Origin of the sequence: Pseudomonas sp. P7759 (genome assembly GCF_013386445.1) — a bacterium.
GTDB classification, from domain to species: Bacteria; Pseudomonadota; Gammaproteobacteria; order Pseudomonadales; family Pseudomonadaceae; genus Aquipseudomonas; species Aquipseudomonas azotoformans_A.
The window spans coordinates 61,306-80,795 of the sequence record NZ_JACART010000049.1 but is presented as its reverse complement, the minus strand read 5'-3'; the positions used below and the strand labels follow the sequence as shown (position 1 = coordinate 80,795).

The window sequence follows — 19,490 nt, the reverse complement described above, 5'->3', positions numbered from 1 at the left end:
AGATGAGTATAAGAAGCAGGGGTTGGGGTTTGGCTGGAGTCACTCGCTGGCGCATCGGCTGAGTGTTTCCGGTGATTCGGTGGTGTGGACCGATCATGAAAATCGGTCGACTACCCTGCCCTTGCCCACGGTTTCTCGGCCGGCGATTACCAATAGCCTGGCCGAAGCGGCGATCTATCTCGGTGATTTACCCGATGAATTAGTCCTGTCTCAAGGGCTACGTTTCTACCACTTCCACGACGGTGTGCTGACGGCGATCAGCGATGCGTATGACAACCGGTTGCGCATTTCCCGTAATTACCTGGGACAGATTGAGCGGCTGGATAACGGCGTCGGGCGCTCGCTGTTCTTGCGCTATGCGTCGGGCCGCATTGCGGCGGTGGACTACCAGATTGAGCGGGCCGTGGATGACGGTCCGTTTGTCTGGGTGACGGAGCAGAACGTTGTTGCCTACGGCTATGACAATTTTGGACGACTGGTTTCAGCGACCAATACCGTAGGCGAAAGTGAGGTTTATCGGTACGACGAGCAGCACGTCATTCTTGAGCGCAGTTTGGCCGGTGGGGCGAGTTTCTTTTGGGCGTGGGAAAGGTCTGGCAAGGCGGCGCGATGTGTCCGACATTGGGCCAGTTTTTCGCAGATGGACACGCGCTATGCCTGGGATGACAAAGGCCAGGTCACGGTGTTTAACGCTGATGGCAGTCAGGAAGTCTATGTGCATGACCAGCGAGCGCGGCTGGTGCGGCGGGTGGATCCTGATGGGGCCGAGCACTTCAAATCCTACGATGACAAAGGCCGGCTGACGGTTGAGCAGGATCCGCTGGGGGCGATCACGGCGTATCAGTACGACGAAGCTGGACGTTTGGTGGCGCTGTTTCCTGGGGATGATGAGCCGACGACCTACGAGCATGACAATGGGTTCGTACGGGTTGTGCGGCGTGGTGAAACGGTTTGGAAATATGAGCGTAATGACCAGGGCGACGTTACGCGTAGGACCGATCCTGATGGCCATTCGACTGAGTACAGCTACAACAAACGCGGGCAACTGACGCAGGTTTGGTATCCGGATCACAGCTGTCACCGACTGGGCTGGAATGAGCGCGGGCAGTTGCTTGAAGAGCAGCTGCCGAATGGCGGAATCAAGCGTTATCGCTATGACGATTGCGGACGAAAAATCAGCCAGGAAGATGAGCACGGCGCGCTCACGCAATTTGAGTGGAACCACGTAGGGCGATTAGTCCAAATCGTCTTGCCGAGCGGTGATACGCGTAAATATACCTACAACGCTTACGGAAAAATCACCTCCGAGCGGGATGAACTCGGCCACGTCACCCGCTACGAATACGCCGACGGCCTACACCTGATCAGTCGTCGCATCAATGCTGATGGCAGCCAGGTTAAATACCGTTACGACAACGTCAGGTTGTTGCTCACCGAGATCGAAAACGAGGTGGGTGAAACCTACCGGCTCCAGTATCACGCCAATGGATTGATTCAACAGGAAACCGGGTTTGATGGGCAGCGCACGGCTTACGTATATGACCTCAACGGCAACCTGAGTGAGAAAACCGAACACGGTGACGACGGCAGTCAAATGGTTACCCGCTACGAGCGCGACTATTCCGGGCGACTCGTAAGAAAAACTCTGCCCGACGGCAACCTGGTCGATTACACCTACGACCGTCAGGGCAATCTCCTCAGCGTCGAGGACGGCTACTGGGCCCTGGCCTACGAGTACGACAGCCAAAACCGCCTCACCGCCGAACACCAAGGCTGGGGCACCCTGCGCTATGGCTACAACGCCTGCGGCCAACTGCAAAACCTACGCCTGCCGGACAACAACCGGGTTGCGTTCAACCACACCAAAGGCGGCCAACTCGAGAAGATCGAGGTAAATGGTCAACCGCTCACCGCTCATCTATTCGACGCAGGTCGAGAACACCAAAGAGGCCAAGGAAAGTTACTCAGCAGTTATCAGTACGACGCCCAGGGACGCCTGTTCAGCCACGGCCTGTGCGATATCGAAGGGGCTATTTATCGGCGCCAGTACCACTACGACATATCCGGCAACCTCACCCGCCTGCTCGACACCCGCAAAGGTGAACACCACTACCACTACGACCCACTCAGCCGCCTCACCCGCGCCGACCACTCCCAAGACGAGCAGGAACGCTTCGGCCACGACCCGGCCGGCAACCTGCTCATGCAAGACCGCCCCGGCCCCGACATCGTGGCGGGCAATCGCCTGATGATCCAAGGCGACCACCACTACGACTACGACGCCTTCGGCAACCTCATCCGCGAACGACGCGGCAAAGGCCATCAACTCGTCACCGAATACCGCTACGACTGCCAGCACCGCCTGATCGGCATTAAAAAACCCAACGGCCAGACCGCCAGCTATCGCTACGACCCGTTCGGCCGTCGCATCAGCAAAACCGTGGATGGCATGACCACCGAGTTCTTCTGGCAGGGCGACAAGCTCATCGCCGAACACCACGCGGAGCACCACCGCAGCTACCTCTACGAACCCGATAGCTTCCGGCCATTGGCGCTGCTCGAAGGCTTCGGCCCAAAAGAAATCAAGCCCTACCACTACCAACTAGACCACCTCGGCACCCCACAGGAACTCACCGCTTCCGATGGCCAAATCGTCTGGTCCGCCCACTACCGCGCCTACGGCGAAATCAGCCGCCTCGACATAGGAAAAATCGACAACCCGCTGCGTTTCCAAGGCCAATACTTCGACCAAGAAAGCGGGCTGCACTACAACCGTCATCGCTACTACAATCCGGATATTGGCCGCTATCTGACGCCGGACCCGGTGAAATTGGCGGGCGGGATCAATGCGTACCAGTACGTGCCTAATCCGACGGGATGGATTGACCCACTCGGGTTGAATGCCAACTGCCCACCTAAAGGTACGAAAAGCCCAGAATGTGGCACACCTAACGAGCCGTCAGCGCCGGAAGTATCAAGGAATGGAGCGTTCAAACAAGCGAAGGCGGATGCGGGCATACCGCGTGCACAACACCCAGATGCCGTGCTCGATCCCAGATTAGGGACGATGAGGCAATATTCACATGTATCAATGAGAGATCAGCAGAAAAACGAAATTCTGGATGCGCGAGGAAAGCCAGTGATGACTCGAGAGTACGAATTCACGCGGGCGGACGGCTCAAAGGTTCTAATCCAAGATCATGGAGCTGGTCACAAGTTTTCAGCACCCGACGGAAAGGGCGATCAAACGGCGCATTTCAATCTCCGACCGAAAAACAGTCCGAGAAATGGAAAATTAGATGGCGCCAGAGACCATTATTATTTCAAGGATAAAAAATGAAATATTGGAATGAGCTAGAAAACACGATTTTCTTCAACAAGGTATTCACTTACCCGGTGGAAATAGGCGAAATAACGCTTTTTTCTGTGACCATTGACAATGATCGACCCAATATCGGTTTAGGTTTCGACATTTCTGAAATTCCTGACGCGCCCCCGGAAAAGTGGATTAACGAGGGGTTTAACACATGCAGAATAGGGTTGGATTGTGGAGGTTTGAGCGATGTCAAAATCAACAACATTCCGACTAGAGAAAGGTTAAAGGTCGTGATAACCGAACACGAAAATTATTATGAATTACAAGCCAAGTCCAAATCTTCGGCAATCGAATTAAAAGCCAAATATATTTCTCTCTGCGGTCCAGCCGTATACATCAACGATCCAGATTCAGCTTGTGGCTAAGCATGCCAAGACAGCTAAACAGTCACCGCAAGACCATTTCTGCATACCAAAACCGAAAAAGACTTCTGGAGGACGATAAATGGCGACCCCTCTGACAAAACCATCAGGCCTTATAGCAAATAACCATAAGAAAGTGCGCGTTTTAGCACTCAATGATCAGATAGAAGAAGACGTTACTCTGCTCATAGAGGGGACGGTCATAAATTGCTTTATAAGTTACTGCCCCTATCAAATAGAAGTTGGGAAATTCTATGATGTGGAGCTGACCATGAGCATTGCTGACGACTACGTAATTGAGCGTGTAGAGCCGAGTGACGTGTCGGCCGAAAAGATAGATCCTGGCTATTCCTACATCCTTTACGGCGAACTCTGTGACGAGAGATTTCTCACCTTCACATCGCTGAGCGACGAAGGCATACATTATGACCATCCAGAACTGAACGGGAGTTTTGTTAAATTAACGGTCGAAAGAATCGACGCCAGCTTTCACTGAAAAGCTTAAAATCGAGCAGTTGTTTACATGGCAGGAGCTTGCTGGCTATGACCCCCATAGCCAGCCCCAATTCGCCCCACCATCCAACCCCACCTAAACTCTCTCCATGCTATTTCAACGGACAGAGGATTCACCATCATGGGCAAACGTCACCCCAATCTCCCCGCCTGGCAATGGCGTAACTACCCGCAGAACCATCAACACCCGACCAACTTGGCGTTGCACCTGATTGCCGTACCGCTGTTCATCATCGGGTTTCTGTTGATCGTGTCCGGGGTTTTCAGCTTGAGCCTGGCCAGTTTTGCCGTGGGTGTGGTCGGGATCCTGGCCGGCTTGGCGTTGCAGCGTCATGGCCATAGCCTGGAAGCCGAAGCCAGCGAGCCGTTCAGTGGTCGTAAAGATGCGGTGCAGCGGCTGGTGGTCGAGCAGTTCGTGACCTTTCCGCGCTTTGTATTAAGCGGCGGCTGGTGGCGTGCCTGGCGGCAGCGCCACCGGCATTGAGGTCAGGCGAAGACCACTACGGTCTGGCGGCTGATGGCAATCAGCTCGCCGGTCGGGCTCCAGAGGGCGGCCGCGGCATGGCCATAGCCGTCGCGGGCGTGTTCGATATTGACGTAGTACTGGCACCAGTCGAGGGTCGTCAGATCCTGCAAAGGCTGGATGAATTCGATGGTCCAGGTCAGGGTGCTGCCGGGTGCTGGTTTTTTCAGGTGCGGCAGCAAGGCCGGAGGCCAGGCGTCGACCAGGGCGAGGATATGCGCTTCAGTCAGCGGCTCTTCTTTGACATCTCCGCGTAAGCGAACCCAACCGCCCATGTCACGGGATTTGTTGCCGGTAAAGGGTAAGCCGCCGACACTCCAACGCATCGCCAAGTGGCGCATGAATTCGGGGGTCACGCCCTTGATATAGGGCAGTTCCTGGCATTCATCCCAATGTTTGAAAACCGGCGGCGCTTCGCTTTCAACCGCGATTTCCGACTCACGGGATGCACCGAAACTGGCCTGTATCAGGGTCGCCACTTCACCGTTCTGCACCACACGGCCAAGCAATTGGCTGACGGCCTTGCCTTCGCGCAACACTTCGACTTGATAACTGGCAGGAACGTCTGGCGCTACAGGGCCGACAAAGGTGATCGCCAGCGACCGTAGCGGTCGATCGGCCGGCACTTGAGCGCGCAGGGCTTCGTATTGCAAGGCAGCCACCAGGCCACCAAAGGTTGCGCGGCCCTGGGCCCATTCGGCGGGGATGGTCACATCCAGCGGGTTGCTGCGGGCGGCGTCGAGCAAATCACTAAAGCGCATGGCGGTCTCACATCAAAAGAAACAGATGAAGGATCTTAACCATCGGACCCGCCAGGTACAGCGCCTATTCCGGCCAAAAGCCGGACCGGTTCAGAAACAATCAGCGCTGAGTTTGTCCAGCACGCGGTCCGCCTGCCCTTCAGCCTTGGCCATGGTGCGATGCCATATCGCAACACAAGGTTGCAGATCCGCCTGATGCTCGGCCTGGGCCAGCCATTGCCAGCAATCGTGCCAATCGCCTAACGCGCCTTGGGCTTTTTTCAAGCGCGACATCGCGTTGGCAGGCAGCTTGTCCAACTCGGGATAGGCTTCGGCGGCATAGCGCACTCGCTTGATCAACAACCGCAGGCGGTGTCGGTCATGATCAGGGTCTTTCAAGGCTTCATCGAGTTTCTGCCATTGTTTGGCTAGACGTTTTTCAATGCGTGGGCGCAGGCCTTTGAGCAATTTCTGATGCTCCGACGCGCGGATGAAACGGGGAAACGCATCGAGGATCAGCAGCAAATGCGCAAGCTCCGGGCTTTGCGCCACCTGGCGATAGGCCTCAGGTTGCAGACGCAGACGCCGGCTGGCGGCTTCGTGATAACCATGCTGATGCAAATACGCCGCCAGCACCTCACGGTCGCGTAGCGGCGTCGTCAGTTGGCCGACAGTACTGGCGGCCAATTCAAGCTGTTCCACCCCCGGCAATCCGCGCAAGGGGCGCAACAAGCTGCGCAGACGGCGCACGGTGGTGCGCAGGTCATGCAGGGCTTCATCGTCGGTGACGGCGGCGAGGCGAGCCTGGCAGCTCAGTAACCCTACTTCCAGGCCAATGACCTGAGCGACTAACTGATCGACCAAAGCTGACATCCTGCTCTCACTGTTTGATGAGAAATCCTACTCGCTGCTGCAGGTCAACGCCCGGCGCGAGACTCACGAATATAGAACCGCGCTTTCTCGGCCTTGTTGGAGCAGCCTTCAAACGCTTCAAATTGTTGCTGGGTCTTGGCGCCCGTCAGCAGGGACAACGCTTTAGAGTAGCTCACGGTGCCAGCGAAGCCTTCAGCCTTGGCCAGATCCAGCTCTTTCCAGGCAGCGTCCAATTGGCTGCCGCAGCTGTCGCGGTACGCGGTCTTCCCGGCACAACCGGCCAAGGCCAGCATGATCACAGGTACACACATCCAGGCTTTCATTGATGACACCTCAAAAAGAAAAAACAGTCGTACGTTGTAGACGTTGCCTACATGGAAAAGTGCCTGTCCTTAGCCTGAAATCGATAGTACCTACAGACCAGAGCATACCCGAGCACCGGGGCTATTCTGGAAAAATATCGCAGGCCGCCCACGAAGATTGAAGCCGCCCCCTCAATGGGTGCATTGTGGGACCCTGCCTTGGGGAGGACATGGACCATGAAAAAACGGGTTGCCTTGGTGCTGGGCTCCGGCGGGGCCCGGGGTTATGCGCACATCGGAGTGATCGAAGAGATTGAACGGCGCGGTTATGACATCGCCTGTATCGCCGGGTGCTCCATGGGGGCCGTGGTGGGCGGGATCTACGCCGCCGGCAAGCTGGATGACTACCGCAACTGGATCGAAAGCCTCGATTACCTCGACGTATTGCGCCTGGTAGACGTGAGTTTTCGCCTGGGGGCGATTCGCGGCGAGAAAGTCTTCGGGCAGATCCGCAAGATCGTCGGCGAGATCAATATCGAAGAATTGCGCATCCCCTACACCGCCGTCGCCACCGACCTGACCAACCAGCAGGAAATCTGGTTCCAGGAAGGCTGCCTGCACCAGGCGATGCGCGCCTCGGCGGCGATTCCCAGCCTGTTCACCCCGGTGATGCAAGGCAACCGCATGCTGGTCGACGGCGGCCTGCTCAACCCGCTGCCCATCGTGCCGGTGGTGTCGAGCCATTGCGACTTGATCATCGCGGTCAACCTCAACGCCACCAACCAGAAGCACTACCAGTTGCCGGTGATCCAGCGCCCGCCCGCGTTCAAGAGCCGCTTCAACAACCTGGCCAAGTCACTCGGCTCGCACCTGCCGCTTCGCCGCAAACAAGCCGAACAATTAATGAAGTTGGAGCAGGAAGCCCTGGAGGCCCAGGCAGCGGAGATCAACCCGTGGCTGGAGTCGGCCGAGCCGGAGTCCCAGCAGCCTGCTGCCGCACCAGAAAAGCCGGGGGCACCGAAATCCGCGACCGGCTCGTTCATCATCGATAACGTCGGCCCGGCGTCACTGCTGGATCTGATCAACCAGAGCTTCGAGGTGATGCAGACCTCGCTGGCGCAGTACAAGATTGCCGGCTACCCGCCCGACGTGCTGATCAACGTGCCGAAGCGGGTCTGTCGGTTTTTCGAGTTCTACAAGGCGCCGGAGCTGATCGCGCTTGGGCGGGAAATCGCCAGTGACACATTGGACCGGTATGAAAGTGAGCAGGGCTGAAAGATCTGGCGTTGCTGATGGCCAGACACCTACACCCTAAGCACTCAACAACCGATAACCCACCCCCGCCTCGGTCACAATGAACCGTGGCTGGGTCGGATCATCCGCCAGTTTCTGCCGCAAATGACCCACGACGATCCGCAGATAGTGGCTGTCCTCGGTATGAGTCGGCCCCCAGATATCCTTGAGCAATTGCTGCTGGGTAATCACCCGCCCCGGATGCCGCGCCAGTTGCGCCAACACCGCGTACTCCTTGCGGGTCAGTGCCACTTCGGCACCGTCCAAGAGCACCCGGCGATAGGCCAGGTCCACGGTCAACGGGCCAAAACGCAACGCCGCTTCCTGGGCTTCGCCCGCCGGCGCCTGGCGCAACAACGCGCGCACGCGGGCGAGAAATTCCTGGATACCAAAAGGCTTGGTGACGTAGTCATTCGCCCCACCGTCGAGGGCTTCAACTTTCTGCCCTTCGCTGGCCCGCACCGACAACACCAGAACCGGCACCGTCGACCACTCACGAAACTCACGCAGCACCTGCTGGCCGTCCATGTCCGGTAGGCCAAGGTCGAGTACCAGCAAATCCGGCTTGCTCAACGCCGCCTGGGCCAGGCCTTCGTTGCCAGTGCCGGCCTCGATCACTTTGTAACCCTGGGAGGCCAGGCTGATGCGCAGGAATTTGCGGATCTGCGGTTCGTCATCAATGACCAAAATCGTCGCGGTCTGGCTCATGGTGTTCCATCAAAATCCGTGAAGAAAACAGGGTAGCTCATGCCTCGCGCTCCAGGCCAGGCTGTGTCGGCAACGGCAGGAACAAGGTGATGCAAGTGCCACGCCCGTCAATACCGTCGGCCACACTGATATGCCCGCCGTGAGCCCCGACCATACCCTGACAGATCGCCAGGCCCAGCCCCGTGCCCTGCCCGCCGCGATCGCCTCGGGCGGCGGTGTAGAACATGTCGAAAATCTTGGCGCGCTCGTCTTCCGGAATACCCGGCCCCTCATCGGCCACGGCGAAGAACAGCTGGTTGTCCGCAACGCCGGCGCTCAGTTGCAAACGACCCTGCGGCGGTGAAAAACGTGCGGCGTTTTCCAGCACATTGACCAACGCTTGCTCGATCAACGCGGCATGCACATACAACAAGGGCAACTCGGGCGGCACATCGGTGCTCACCTGCAACGGCGCGAGCACCGCACGCAGACGGCCAAGAGCGCTGCCGACGATATCGCCCGGTGACACCCAATCCCGGGCCAGTTTCAACGCGCCATGGCCGAGGCGTGTCATGTCGAGCAGGTTCTGGATATAGCGGTCCAGGCGCTCAGCTTCATCGCGGGTGCCTTCCAGCAACTCGCGGCGATCCTCCAGCGGGATGGCTTCACCCAGCGCCAGCAGGCTGTCGATACTGCCGCGCATGGACGTCAGCGGCGTGCGCAAATCATGGGACACCGAGGCCAGCAACGCGCTGCGCAGTTGCTCGGTTTCGCCGTGCAATCGAGCAGACTCCAGCTCCTGGGCCAGTTGCGCCCGCGCCAACGCCTGGGCCAAGGGTTGGCTCAAGGCCGTGAGCAAACGCCGACGTTGACCGCTCAACTCCAGGCCGGGCTTGGGACTGACGCCGAGCAAACCCAGCGGGCCCTCCTCCCCTGACAATGGCCACCACCACCAACGCCCGAACGGCAAGGTGCCGGTGCCCATGCCCGCCGGCTGGTCATGCTGCCAGGCCCAATCGGCCGCAGCGCGCTCAGCTTCGGTGAGGGTCAGCGGGCCGCCCGTCTCGATGGTCCAACCGCCCTGACCATCGCGATTGACCAGGCACAGGTCCAGGTCGCTCCAGCCTTGCAAATGGTGTGCAGCGGCGCTGACCACCGCCTGGCGATCGGTGGCGGCGGTGAGTTTGCGCGACAAGTCGAGCAGTTCGCTGGTTTCCTCCTGGGTATCGCGCAACGCTTGCAACTGCCGGCGTTGACGTGCGGCCAGGTTGCCGGTCAACGCCGCCATCAACAGGAAGAACAACAGGGTCAGCACATCTTCTTCGCGCTGGATGGCGAAGGAAAAATTCGGCGGGATAAACAAAAAGTCATAGGTCAGGAACGACAACGCCGCGCACACCAAGGATGGCCCCAGGCTGCTGCGCACCGCCACCAGCAGCACGGCGGCGAGAAACACCAGCGAGATATTCGGCAGCGGCAAGACGCTGGACACCGCCCACGCCACCGCAGCCGCCACCACCGTCGCCACCACCGCCAACGCATAGTCGAACCACACCAGCCCGCGCACATCCGGCAAACGCGGCGGTACAGGGATGTCGTCGCTGTCGAGGACGTTGATTTCCAGGCCTCGCGCATTACGCAACAACCGCGCAGCCAAGCCACCGCCAAACAAGCGACGCCGCCATCGCATCCGCGACTGCCCCACCAGCAACAGGCTGGCGCGACGTTCAGCAGCATGCTGGATCAGTGTCTTGGCCACCTCCCCCGCCCGCAGCAACACCACCTCACCGCCCAGTCGCTCGGCCAGTTGCTGGGCATTCTGCAGACGCAACCGCGACTGCTCATCCCGCGCACGGCCGTTATCGATATGCACCATGCTCCACGGCAAATGCCGACGCTGGGCAACGCGACTGGCATGACGCACCAGACGTTCGGCCTGCGCATCGCCATCCACGCCCACCAACAAGCGACCGCGCACCGCCGGCGCGGCCTGGCCGAGCTGGCGATAGCCCTGGGCCAAATCGTCATCGACATGGGCAGCAGCGGTTTGCATCGCCAGCTCGCGCAAGGCCATGAGGTTGGTCTGGGTGAAAAACGCATCGATAGCCGCCCGCGCCTGTTCGGGCACATAGACCTTGCCGTCACGCAGGCGCTCCAGCAACTCGCGGGACGGCAAGTCGATCAGCAGCAGTTCGTCGGCCTCTTGCAGCACCCAGTCCGGCAGGGTTTCACGTACCTGCACGCCAGTGATTCCGCGCACTTGGTCGTTGAGGCTTTCCAGATGCTGGACGTTGACCGTGGTAAACACGTTGATACCAGCGGCGAGCAATTCCTGGATGTCTTGCCAGCGCTTTTCATGGCGACTGCCGGGCGCGTTGCTATGGGCCAGTTCGTCCACCAACACCAGCTTGGGCTTGGCGGCGAGCAGGCCGTCGAGGTCCATTTCTTCGAGCATCACGCCACGGTATTCGCTGCGCAACAAAGGCTGTTGCGGCAGGCCGCTGAGCAAGGCTTCGGTCTCGGCGCGGCCGTGGGTCTCGACCACGCCGGCAATCAGCCGCACGCCTTGGCGCAACTGAGTATGCGCGGCCTGGAGCATGGCGTAGGTCTTGCCCACACCCGGTGCGGCGCCGAGGAAGACTTTGAGCCGGCCACGGCCGTCCCGGGGCAGATCGGCTAACAGGGCATCGGCGCGGCCGGAGTCGCTCATGCGGGCAGTGTCCTTCAGGTATTGATCGGGTTACAGCTTTTCCAGCGCCATGTTCAGCGCCAGCACATTCACCACCGGCGGCCCTACCAGCGGGCTTTCGATGTGCTCATCGAGCAAGCGCTGCAAGGTCGACACCGGTACATTCCGCGCCGCCGCCACTCGCGCCAGTTGATAGGCAATCGCCTGCGGTGGCAAGTGTGGATCAAGACCGCTACCAGAGGTAGTCAGCGATGCCAAAGGTACGGGCCCCTGGCTGGGTACCAGTTGCTTGTTTGCGTCATCGAAGATGCGCGTCGCCAGCGCCGGGTTACTAGGGCCAAGGTTGCTGGCACTGCTGGAAACCGTCGCGAAAGCGCCCGCCGATGGGCGTGGGTGGAACCAGCTGTCACCGGTAAAGTCCTGGGCGATCAGGCTGGAGCCACGCACCTTGCCGCTGTCGTCACGCACCAGGCTGCCATTGGCCTGGTCCGGGAAGGCGACTTGGGCGACGCCGGTTACCACCAGTGGGTAAGCGACGCCGGTGATCAGGGTCATGAGCACCAGCAGGCCAAGGGCCGGGCGAATCATGTTGGACATTTCGGATTCCTCAATTCGGTCATTGCAACCTGTGGGCACCCATCTGGCACCCACAGGATTCGGGTCAAACCAGGTGCAACGCAGTCAGCAGCATGTCGATCGCCTTGATGCCCACGAACGGCACCAGGATCCCGCCCAGCCCGTAGATCAGCAGGTTGCGCCGCAGCAACGCCGCCGCGCTCGCCGCTTGCACGCGCACACCGCGCAGCGCCAACGGGATCAGCACCACGATGATCAACGCGTTGAACACGATGGCCGAGAGAATCGCGCTCTGCGGACTCTGCAAGTGCATCACGTTAAGCACGCCCAATTGCGGGTAGATCGAGGCGAACAGTGCCGGCAGGATCGCGAAGTACTTGGCCACGTCGTTGGCAATGGAGAAGGTGGTCAGTGCGCCACGGGTGACCAGCAATTCCTTGCCGATCTGCACCACGTCCAGCAGCTTGGTCGGGTCGCTGTCGAGGTCGACCATGTTGGCGGCTTCGCGGGCGGCCTGGGTGCCATCATTCATGGCCATGCCGACGTCAGCCTGGGCCAGCGCCGGGGCGTCGTTGGCGCCGTCGCCACACATTGCCACCAAGCGGCCGTCGTTCTGTTCATGGCGAATGCGCGCAAGTTTTTTCTCTGGCGTGGCTTCGGCCAGCACGTCGTCCACGCCCGCTTCGGCAGCAATCGCTGCAGCGGTCAGCGGGTTGTCGCCAGTGACCATCACGGTGCGAATGCCCAGTTTGCGCAGCTCGGCGAAACGCTCACGGATGCCGGGCTTGACCACGTCCTTCAGGTGGATCGCACCAAGCAACTTGCCATCGGCACACACCAGCAACGGCGTACCGCCGCTTTGGGCGATCTTGTCGATTTCCCGCGACAATGCCGGTTGCAAGTCACGACGTTGCTGGCCGATAAAAGCGAGCAGCGAATCCACCGCACCTTTGCGGAACACACGGCCCTGGTAGTCGACACCGGACAACCGCGTTTCCGCACTGAACGGCACGGCGGTCAGCTCATCCGCAGAGGGCTCGGCCTGCGGGTGCAAGGCGCGCAGGTATTCAACGATGGATTTACCTTCCGCCGTGTCATCCGCCAGGGACGCAAACAACGCACCTTCGGCGACTTCCTTGCCGCTGACGCCAGGCGCCGCGACCACCGCCGCACACCGACGGTTACCAAAGGTGATGGTGCCGGTCTTGTCCAGCAGCAACACATGCACGTCACCCGCCGCTTCCACGGCGCGGCCGGATTTGGCGATCACATTGAGGCGCACCAGGCGGTCCATGCCGGCGATGCCGATGGCTGACAGCAAGCCGCCGATAGTCGTAGGAATCAGCGTCACCAGCAGTGCGACCAGGAACACCAGGGGCAAGCTGCCATTGGCAAAGTGGGCGAACGGCTGCAGGGTCACCACCACCAACAGGAAGATCAGGGTCAGGCCGATCAGCAGGATATCCAGCGCAACTTCGTTGGGGGTTTTCTGGCGTTTAGCGCCTTCGACCAGCGCGATCATGCGGTCGAGGGTGGACTCACCGGGGTTGGCGGTGATGCGGATCAGCAGCCAGTCCGACACCAGGCGAGTGTTGCCGGTGACGGCCGAACGGTCGCCACCGGACTCGCGGATCACCGGTGCGGATTCGCCGGTGATCGCCGCTTCGTTGACCGCCGCGATCCCTTCGATGACTTCGCCGTCACCGGGGATCATTTCCCCGGCGGCCACGCGCACCACATCACCTTTGCGCAGGCTGGTGGCCGGCACGACCTTGAAGCTGCCATCGGCCTCCTTGCGACGAGCGCTCAAGCCTTCGCTGCCGGCCTTGAGGCTGTCGGCACGCGCCTTGCCACGCCCTTCGGCCAAGGCTTCGGCGAAGTTGGCGAACAGCACGGTGAACCACAGCCACACCGCGATTTGCACCGCGACATAGGTGGGCACGGCGGTGTCAGGCACAAAGCACAACACGGTAGTGAGGATGGCCGTCAATTCGACCACCAGCATCACCGGCGAGCGTTGCAGTTGACGCGGATCCAGCTTGACGAACGCCTGGACCAGCGCCGGGCGCCACAGGGCGGAGATGGCGGTTTTGGCAGGCTCCTGGGATTGCACCGGAGCCGCATTTTTTGCAGGCATATTCATTTTCATATCCCCTTAGAAGCCCATGCTCAAGTGTTCAGCAATTGGGCCCAGTGCCAGCGTCGGCAGGAAGGTCAGGCCGCCCACCAGCAAAATGGTCACGGTCAACAGGGTCACGAACAGCGGGCCGTGGGTTGGGAAGCTGTTCTGGCCAATCGGTGCGGTCTTCTTCATCGCCAGGCTGCCGGCCAGGGCCAGTACCGGGAGGATGTAGCCGAAGCGGCCGATCAACATGCCCAGGCCCAACATCAAGTTGTGAAACGGCGTGTTGGCACTGAAGCCGCCGAACGCCGAGCCGTTGTTGGCACTGGCCGAGGTGTAGGCATAAAGCAACTGGCTGAAACCATGAGGGCCGGGGTTGCTGATGGCGCCGGCCGGGCCAGGCAGGCTCGCGGCGATGGCACCGAGGACCAGCACGCCAACCGGCATCACCAGCAAGGTCACCACCAGCAATTGCACTTCCTTGGCCTGCAATTTCTTGCCTAAGTATTCGGGTGTACGGCCGATCATCAGGCCGGCGAGGAACACCGCGATCAACACGTTGAGCAACATGCCGTACATACCGGCGCCGACGCCGCCAAAGATCACTTCGCCGACCATCATGTTGACCAGCGCAACCATGCCGCTAAGGGGGTTGAGGCTGTCCTGCATGCCGTTGACCGAACCGTTGGACGCCGCCGTCGTGGTCACCGACCACAACACCGTACCGGTGGTGCCAAAGCGCGCTTCCTTGCCTTCCAGCGGCGCGGTTTGTTCCACGGCCGGGTTATTCAGGGTCGGGTTGGGCTGGTATTCGGCCCACAGCGAGGTCGCGCCGCCGATCAGGAACAGTGCCAGCATGCAGCCAAGGATCGCGCGGCTTTGGCGCAGGTCCTTCACGTAGTGGCCGAAGGTGAACACCAACGCCACCGGAATCAGGATGATCGCCGCCAGTTCGAACAGGTTGGCCCAGGCAGTCGGGTCTTCAAACGGATGCGCCGAGTTGACGCCGAAGAAGCCACCGCCGTTGGTGCCCAATTGCTTGATCGCAATCTGGCTGGCCGCCGGGCCCAGGGGGATCACTTGATCCACACCTTGCATCGTCACGGCATCCACGTAGTGAGCGAAGGTTTGCGGTACGCCCTGCCACACCAGGAACAACGCCAGCACCAGGCACAACGGCAGCAGGCCGTAGAGGGTAGCGCGGGTCATATCGACCCAGAAGTTGCCCAGGGTCTTGGTGGATTTGCGACCGATCCCACGGCACAACGCGACCAGTACTGCCAGACCGGTGGCGGCACTGACGAAGTTCTGCACGGTCAGGCCCGCCATCTGGCTGAGGTAGCTCAGGGATGCCTCACCGCTGTAGGACTGCCAGTTGGTGTTGGTCATGAAACTGACCGCCGTATTGAAGGCCAGGGTCCATTCCTGACCCGGCAATTTCTGCGGGTTCAGTGGGAGGCAGTCCTGGAACAGCAGGATCGCGAACAACAGCAAAAAGCCTGCGAGGTTGAACGCAAGCAAGGCCAGCATGTACTTCTGCCAGCTTTGTTCTTGATGCTCGTCCACGCCCGACAAGCGATAACAGGCGCGTTCTACCGGGCCAAATACCGGCGTGAGCCAGGTGCGCTGCCCTTCCATCACTTTGTAATAGAACCGCCCCAGAAATGGGGCCGGCACCAACACCACCGCAAAGAAGGCAATGATCAGCCAATAGTCATAACTGTGCATGGCCCGCTCCTAGTTCCGATCCGCGCGTAACAGCGCAACCAGCAGATAAATGAACAGCGCCACGGCCAATAGCAGTGACACCCCGTCCAGAACGCTCATGGAAGTCTCTCCGTTTAGCGGCGAGTGCCGCGTGTGGGGCAATTGTCGGCAGGAGTGGCGTAAAGGAACGAGAGCGAGGGAGCAGGCAGGGCGTAAAGACGACGTAAAGAGTGGGTTTATGCGGGGTTTACAGGGGGATTTATGCGCACTTGCGGTAGGACTCGCCCTGATCTGGTGCAGGACGATGCGAATTCAAACGCAGAACCGTTCCCTTGGCGACAGTTGCGCAGCTTTACGACAATGATTTCCCTCCTGGCATGGCCGCTGCAACACCTTGAATCATTCCACACGGTTCAGGGAGAGCAACACAATGAACACACAACTCAAACCCACTTTGGGCACCCTGCATTTATGGGGCATCGCCGTCGGGCTGGTGATTTCCGGCGAATACTTCGGCTGGAGCTATGGCTGGGGCGTAGCCGGGACCCTGGGTTTCCTGGTGACTTCCTTGATGGTCGCCGCGATGTACACCTGCTTCATCTTCAGTTTCACCGAACTGACCACCGCGATTCCTCACGCAGGAGGGCCTTTTGCCTACAGCCGTCGCGCTTTTGGTGAAAAAGGCGGACTGATCGCGGGGCTCGCAACCTTGATCGAATTTGTCTTCGCACCACCGGCAATCGCCCTGGCCATCGGTGCCTATCTGAATGTGCAGTTTCCGGCACTGGACCCGAAACACGCAGCCGTCGGGGCCTACATCGTGTTCATGGGCCTGAACATCCTCGGCGTGAAACTCGCCGCCACCTTTGAATTGGTGGTGTGCGTGCTCGCCGTCGCCGAGCTGCTGGTGTTCATGGGCGTCGTCGCACCTGCGTTCAGCTTCAGCAACTTCGCCCTGAACGGCTGGGCCGGCTCAGACACCTTTGGCGCGCCCGCGATTGCCGGCATGTTTGCCGCGATTCCTTTCGCTATCTGGTTCTTCCTCGCCATCGAAGGCGCGGCCATGGCCGCCGAAGAAGCGAAAGACCCGAAGCGCACCATTCCAAAGGCCTACATCAGCGGCATCCTGACCCTGGTGATCCTGGCCATGGGCGTGATGTTCTTCGCGGGCGGCGTGGGCGACTGGCGCACCCTATCCAACATCAACGATCCCTTGCCACAAGCCATGAAGACCGTGGTGGGTGACAGTTCTGGCTGGCTGCACATGCTGGTGTGGATCGGCCTGTTTGGCCTGGTAGCCAGTTTCCACGGCATTATCCTTGGCTACTCGCGCCAGTTCTTTGCCCTGGCCCGCGCCGGCTACCTGCCCTCCTTCCTCGCCAAACTGTCGCGTTTTCAGACGCCGCACCGGGCAATCATCGCCGGGGGCGTGGTCGGCATCGCGGCGATCTACAGCGATGGTTTGATCAACCTGGGCGGCATGACATTGACCGCCGCAATGATCACCATGGCGGTGTTTGGCGCCATTGTGATGTACATCATGAGCATGCTCAGCCTGTTCAAACTGCGTAAAAGCGAACCGTTGCTGGAACGCACCTTCCGCGCACCGGGTTACCCCATCGTGCCGGGCATTGCATTGGTACTGGCGGTGGTGTGCCTGGTGGCCATGGCCTGGTTCAACGCACTGATCGGATTGATCTTCCTGGGCTTCATGGCGGTGGGGTTTGCCTACTTCCAGATGACTGCGCAAGACCGTGCCGATGCACCGGCGGATGCGATGTTGACCGGGCTCTGATCTACTGAGAGGCAGAACGGGCCTACACTGAACTAGTAAGAAAGCCCGTCACTCAAAGCAGTTATTCCCGTGGGAAAGTTCTCCCGCGGCAATCTGCCTCAAGGAGAGCCTTATGCCGTGGTATGCGTGGTTGATTATGGTGGTCGCGATCGGTTCGATCGTCGGTGGTTTGATGATGCTGCGTGACAGCGCCAACAAGGTGGAACTCACCGACGAACAACGCAAGCGCGTGGCCGAGCGCAACGCCCAGGCGGATGCCAAGGACGCGCAGGATCGCTGACGTGGCTGACCTGATTCACACCTGTGGCGAGGGAGCTTGCTCCCGTTGGGCTGCGAAGCAGCCCCTCTGAGGAGCTACTCCCAAGCCGCCTTGGCAATATGCAACCCGTGCTGCCCCTTATAGGCAGCACGTTCAGGCTGGCTCCAGCCGTTCAGCAACTCATCCTCCAGCTTGTAGATCTCGACTCCCAGCGGACGGCACACCGTCAGCGGATCCTGCGCCTCCGGTCCCCACATCGGCAAAGACAAATCCCCACCGGGGCACGTCGACAACGCGCACAGCAAATCAATCTCGGCAAAGAACTCCAGGTAATCGCCCTTCTGCGCCGGGCAAGCCTTCATGAAATACATGTCGTCATGATTGAGACCGGTGCACTGGAAAATATTCAGCACGTCATGCACATCGAACTCGGTCAGCCCGTGGGGCAAAACCGCGCGGGTGAGGTTCGAATGGCAATGGTGATGGAAGTCCTCACCGGTCAGCATCCGGTTCACATACGGATCGCAACGCGTGCCGAGCAAGTCATGCAGACGCCCGCCGTGCTCGTCTATGCCGTAACCCGCCAGGCTGTCATCGGTGATCGTCACCAAAGGCCTCAGAAATGGCAGGTTCGACCATAACCGGTCATGAGTACTGACATGCGCACCTTGCAACTGCCGTGTACGGGCCGCCCACAAGCGCTCGCGAGGGTCGTTGGCGTTCCACACGTTGAAGTCTCCCACCTGCGGGCCGACCGGCGTGGTCACACGGAACACATGCCCCGCCGGCACCTTCCACGCACGGCCCGTGCGAATCGGCACCTCAAACTGCTCAATCAGCCTGCGCTGATCTTTTCGGTCACGAATGCGCTCGTAAAACACCGTGTCGACCTGCAATGCCGAACCTTTGCTGACCTGATAAGCGGCCGGATAGTCTTTGTACATGGTGCAGATCCTCGTTCAGGGACGGTTAAACAAGGCCAGGGACAGGCGTTCCGAATCATCCAGATACAGGCTCATCGCCTCTCCTGCAGCCGCTTTATGCTGCCGGGCCAATAAGGTGAAAATTTCAAGGTCGCGCTCCAACCATGGCGATTGAAAACGCTGCTCATCAGGCGCGGCGCAAAACACCAAGCGCAGCTGAGCAATGACCTGGGCAAAAAACTCATCGAACAAAGGGCTGCGCATCAACCCCACGATCTGCTGGTGAAACACCAGGCTATGGGTGGCAACTGCACGCCAGTCTTCGCGCTCACGGGCCAGGGTGGTGGCGTCAATCGCGTTTTGCATGCTTTCGGATTGGGCTTCTGTCAGAGGAGTGCTGTGGGCGATAGCCTGCAGTTCCAACGTGCGACGGACGGCAAACAAATCACGCACTTCTTCTCGTTCCAGACGCCGGACCACTACCCCTTTGTTGCGCACATAACGTGTCAGCCCTTCCTGTCCCAGGCGATGCAACGCTTCGCGGATGGTATTGCGTGAGGCGTTGTAAGCCTTAACCAGTTCTACTTCGACCAACGGCATCCCAGGCAACAATCGTCCGCCGATGATGTCGGCGCGAAGCTCCAGGGCGATCTGGTCGGCTAACGACAAGCTGAGAGTCATGACTGCCTCGTGATTGTTCAACAATCCTTTGTGTAGAGGTAATCACGTTTCATGCCAATGTGCATGCGT

The 19,490-nt window shown here is 59.7% G+C and carries 18 protein-coding genes; 7 read left to right on the top strand and 11 right to left on the bottom strand.

Annotated elements, in window-relative coordinates; all coding sequences use genetic code 11:
* From HX823_RS26980 to HX823_RS26965, 4 genes are all read left to right on the top strand, one after another.
* Positions 1-3,340: RHS repeat-associated core domain-containing protein (locus HX823_RS26980; RefSeq protein ID WP_177077564.1), on the top strand; the 3,340-nt coding region annotated here is incomplete at its 5' end.
* Positions 3,337-3,741, top strand: a complete 405-nt coding sequence (locus tag HX823_RS26975) for an Imm50 family immunity protein (protein ID WP_177077562.1) — start codon at positions 3,337-3,339, stop codon at positions 3,739-3,741. The genes HX823_RS26980 and HX823_RS26975, both read left to right, overlap by 4 nt.
* 79 nt (positions 3,742-3,820) lie before the next feature.
* Entirely contained in the window at positions 3,821-4,234 is a 414-nt protein-coding gene (locus HX823_RS26970; protein WP_177077560.1) for a hypothetical protein, read from the top strand.
* A 138-nt stretch (positions 4,235-4,372) separates the two neighbouring features.
* A complete protein-coding gene (locus HX823_RS26965; RefSeq protein WP_177077558.1) occupies positions 4,373-4,735 on the top strand; it encodes an Mpo1-like protein in 363 nt (120 codons plus the stop codon).
* A 2-nt stretch (positions 4,736-4,737) separates the two neighbouring features.
* On the opposite strand, the gene HX823_RS26960 is transcribed toward HX823_RS26965, so the two are convergent.
* From HX823_RS26960 to HX823_RS26950, 3 genes are all read right to left on the bottom strand, one after another.
* A complete protein-coding gene (locus tag HX823_RS26960) occupies positions 4,738-5,535 on the bottom strand; it encodes an acyl-CoA thioesterase II (RefSeq protein WP_177077556.1) in 798 nt (265 codons plus the stop codon).
* 90 nt (positions 5,536-5,625) lie between these two features.
* Positions 5,626-6,387 (bottom strand): CHAD domain-containing protein, encoded by a 762-nt coding sequence (locus HX823_RS26955; protein WP_177077554.1) that lies wholly within the window; start codon positions 6,385-6,387, stop codon positions 5,626-5,628.
* Positions 6,388-6,431: 44 nt separating this feature from the next.
* Positions 6,432-6,710, bottom strand: a complete 279-nt coding sequence (locus HX823_RS26950; RefSeq protein ID WP_003172685.1) for a hypothetical protein — start codon at positions 6,708-6,710, stop codon at positions 6,432-6,434.
* Positions 6,711-6,926: 216 nt separating this feature from the next.
* On the opposite strand from HX823_RS26950, the gene HX823_RS26945 reads away from it, so the two are divergent.
* Entirely contained in the window at positions 6,927-7,964 is a 1,038-nt protein-coding gene (locus tag HX823_RS26945; RefSeq protein WP_177077552.1) for a patatin-like phospholipase family protein, read from the top strand.
* A 36-nt stretch (positions 7,965-8,000) separates the two neighbouring features.
* On the opposite strand, the gene HX823_RS26940 is transcribed toward HX823_RS26945, so the two are convergent.
* From HX823_RS26940 to kdpF, 6 genes are all read right to left on the bottom strand, one after another.
* Positions 8,001-8,690: a response regulator gene (locus tag HX823_RS26940; RefSeq protein ID WP_010211910.1), complete on the bottom strand. Its 690-nt coding sequence runs from the start codon at positions 8,688-8,690 to the stop codon at positions 8,001-8,003.
* 37 nt (positions 8,691-8,727) lie between these two features.
* Positions 8,728-11,379, bottom strand: coding sequence for a sensor histidine kinase KdpD (locus HX823_RS26935; protein ID WP_177077551.1), 2,652 nt, complete (start codon positions 11,377-11,379; stop codon positions 8,728-8,730).
* A gap of 30 nt (positions 11,380-11,409) precedes the next feature.
* On the bottom strand, positions 11,410-11,955 hold the full coding sequence (kdpC, locus tag HX823_RS26930) for a potassium-transporting ATPase subunit KdpC (RefSeq protein WP_177077549.1): 546 nt from the start codon (positions 11,953-11,955) through the stop codon (positions 11,410-11,412).
* A 64-nt stretch (positions 11,956-12,019) separates the two neighbouring features.
* Entirely contained in the window at positions 12,020-14,077 is a 2,058-nt protein-coding gene (kdpB, locus tag HX823_RS26925) for a potassium-transporting ATPase subunit KdpB (RefSeq protein WP_177077548.1), read from the bottom strand.
* Between the two features lie 12 nt (positions 14,078-14,089).
* Positions 14,090-15,784 (bottom strand): potassium-transporting ATPase subunit KdpA, encoded by a 1,695-nt coding sequence (gene kdpA / locus HX823_RS26920; protein ID WP_177077546.1) that lies wholly within the window; start codon positions 15,782-15,784, stop codon positions 14,090-14,092.
* Positions 15,785-15,793: 9 nt separating this feature from the next.
* Entirely contained in the window at positions 15,794-15,883 is a 90-nt protein-coding gene (gene kdpF / locus HX823_RS26915) for a K(+)-transporting ATPase subunit F (protein ID WP_003218754.1), read from the bottom strand.
* Between the two features lie 310 nt (positions 15,884-16,193).
* On the opposite strand from kdpF, the gene eat reads away from it, so the two are divergent.
* Complete coding sequence (eat, locus tag HX823_RS26910; RefSeq protein WP_038844515.1) at positions 16,194-17,558, top strand: ethanolamine permease; 1,365 nt, start codon at positions 16,194-16,196, stop codon at positions 17,556-17,558.
* A 112-nt stretch (positions 17,559-17,670) separates the two neighbouring features.
* Entirely contained in the window at positions 17,671-17,838 is a 168-nt protein-coding gene (locus tag HX823_RS26905; RefSeq protein ID WP_003172675.1) for a DUF2897 family protein, read from the top strand.
* A 74-nt stretch (positions 17,839-17,912) separates the two neighbouring features.
* On the opposite strand, the gene HX823_RS26900 is transcribed toward HX823_RS26905, so the two are convergent.
* Positions 17,913-18,761, bottom strand: a complete 849-nt coding sequence (locus tag HX823_RS26900; protein ID WP_038844513.1) for a DUF1989 domain-containing protein — start codon at positions 18,759-18,761, stop codon at positions 17,913-17,915.
* Positions 18,762-18,776: 15 nt separating this feature from the next.
* Positions 18,777-19,421, bottom strand: coding sequence for a GntR family transcriptional regulator (locus HX823_RS26895; protein WP_177077544.1), 645 nt, complete (start codon positions 19,419-19,421; stop codon positions 18,777-18,779).
* Positions 19,422-19,490 lie beyond the last annotated feature (69 nt).

Bases quoted from the DNA above. Each gene is read 5' to 3' on its own strand.
- HX823_RS26975 (WP_177077562.1), top strand. From the start codon at position 3,337: ATGAAATATTGGAATGAGCTAGAAAACACGATTTTCTTCAACAAGGTA.
- HX823_RS26970 (WP_177077560.1), top strand. From the start codon at position 3,821: ATGGCGACCCCTCTGACAAAACCATCAGGCCTTATAGCAAATAACCAT.
- HX823_RS26965 (WP_177077558.1), top strand. From the start codon at position 4,373: ATGGGCAAACGTCACCCCAATCTCCCCGCCTGGCAATGGCGTAACTAC.
- HX823_RS26960 (WP_177077556.1), bottom strand. From the start codon at position 5,535: ATGCGCTTTAGTGATTTGCTCGACGCCGCCCGCAGCAACCCGCTGGAT.
- HX823_RS26955 (WP_177077554.1), bottom strand. From the start codon at position 6,387: ATGTCAGCTTTGGTCGATCAGTTAGTCGCTCAGGTCATTGGCCTGGAA.
- HX823_RS26950 (WP_003172685.1), bottom strand. From the start codon at position 6,710: ATGAAAGCCTGGATGTGTGTACCTGTGATCATGCTGGCCTTGGCCGGT.
- HX823_RS26945 (WP_177077552.1), top strand. From the start codon at position 6,927: ATGAAAAAACGGGTTGCCTTGGTGCTGGGCTCCGGCGGGGCCCGGGGT.
- HX823_RS26940 (WP_010211910.1), bottom strand. From the start codon at position 8,690: ATGAGCCAGACCGCGACGATTTTGGTCATTGATGACGAACCGCAGATC.
- HX823_RS26935 (WP_177077551.1), bottom strand. From the start codon at position 11,379: ATGAGCGACTCCGGCCGCGCCGATGCCCTGTTAGCCGATCTGCCCCGG.
- kdpC (WP_177077549.1), bottom strand. From the start codon at position 11,955: ATGTCCAACATGATTCGCCCGGCCCTTGGCCTGCTGGTGCTCATGACC.
- kdpB (WP_177077548.1), bottom strand. From the start codon at position 14,077: ATGAATATGCCTGCAAAAAATGCGGCTCCGGTGCAATCCCAGGAGCCT.
- kdpA (WP_177077546.1), bottom strand. From the start codon at position 15,784: ATGCACAGTTATGACTATTGGCTGATCATTGCCTTCTTTGCGGTGGTG.
- kdpF (WP_003218754.1), bottom strand. From the start codon at position 15,883: ATGAGCGTTCTGGACGGGGTGTCACTGCTATTGGCCGTGGCGCTGTTC.
- eat (WP_038844515.1), top strand. From the start codon at position 16,194: ATGAACACACAACTCAAACCCACTTTGGGCACCCTGCATTTATGGGGC.
- HX823_RS26905 (WP_003172675.1), top strand. From the start codon at position 17,671: ATGCCGTGGTATGCGTGGTTGATTATGGTGGTCGCGATCGGTTCGATC.
- HX823_RS26900 (WP_038844513.1), bottom strand. From the start codon at position 18,761: ATGTACAAAGACTATCCGGCCGCTTATCAGGTCAGCAAAGGTTCGGCA.
- HX823_RS26895 (WP_177077544.1), bottom strand. From the start codon at position 19,421: ATGACTCTCAGCTTGTCGTTAGCCGACCAGATCGCCCTGGAGCTTCGC.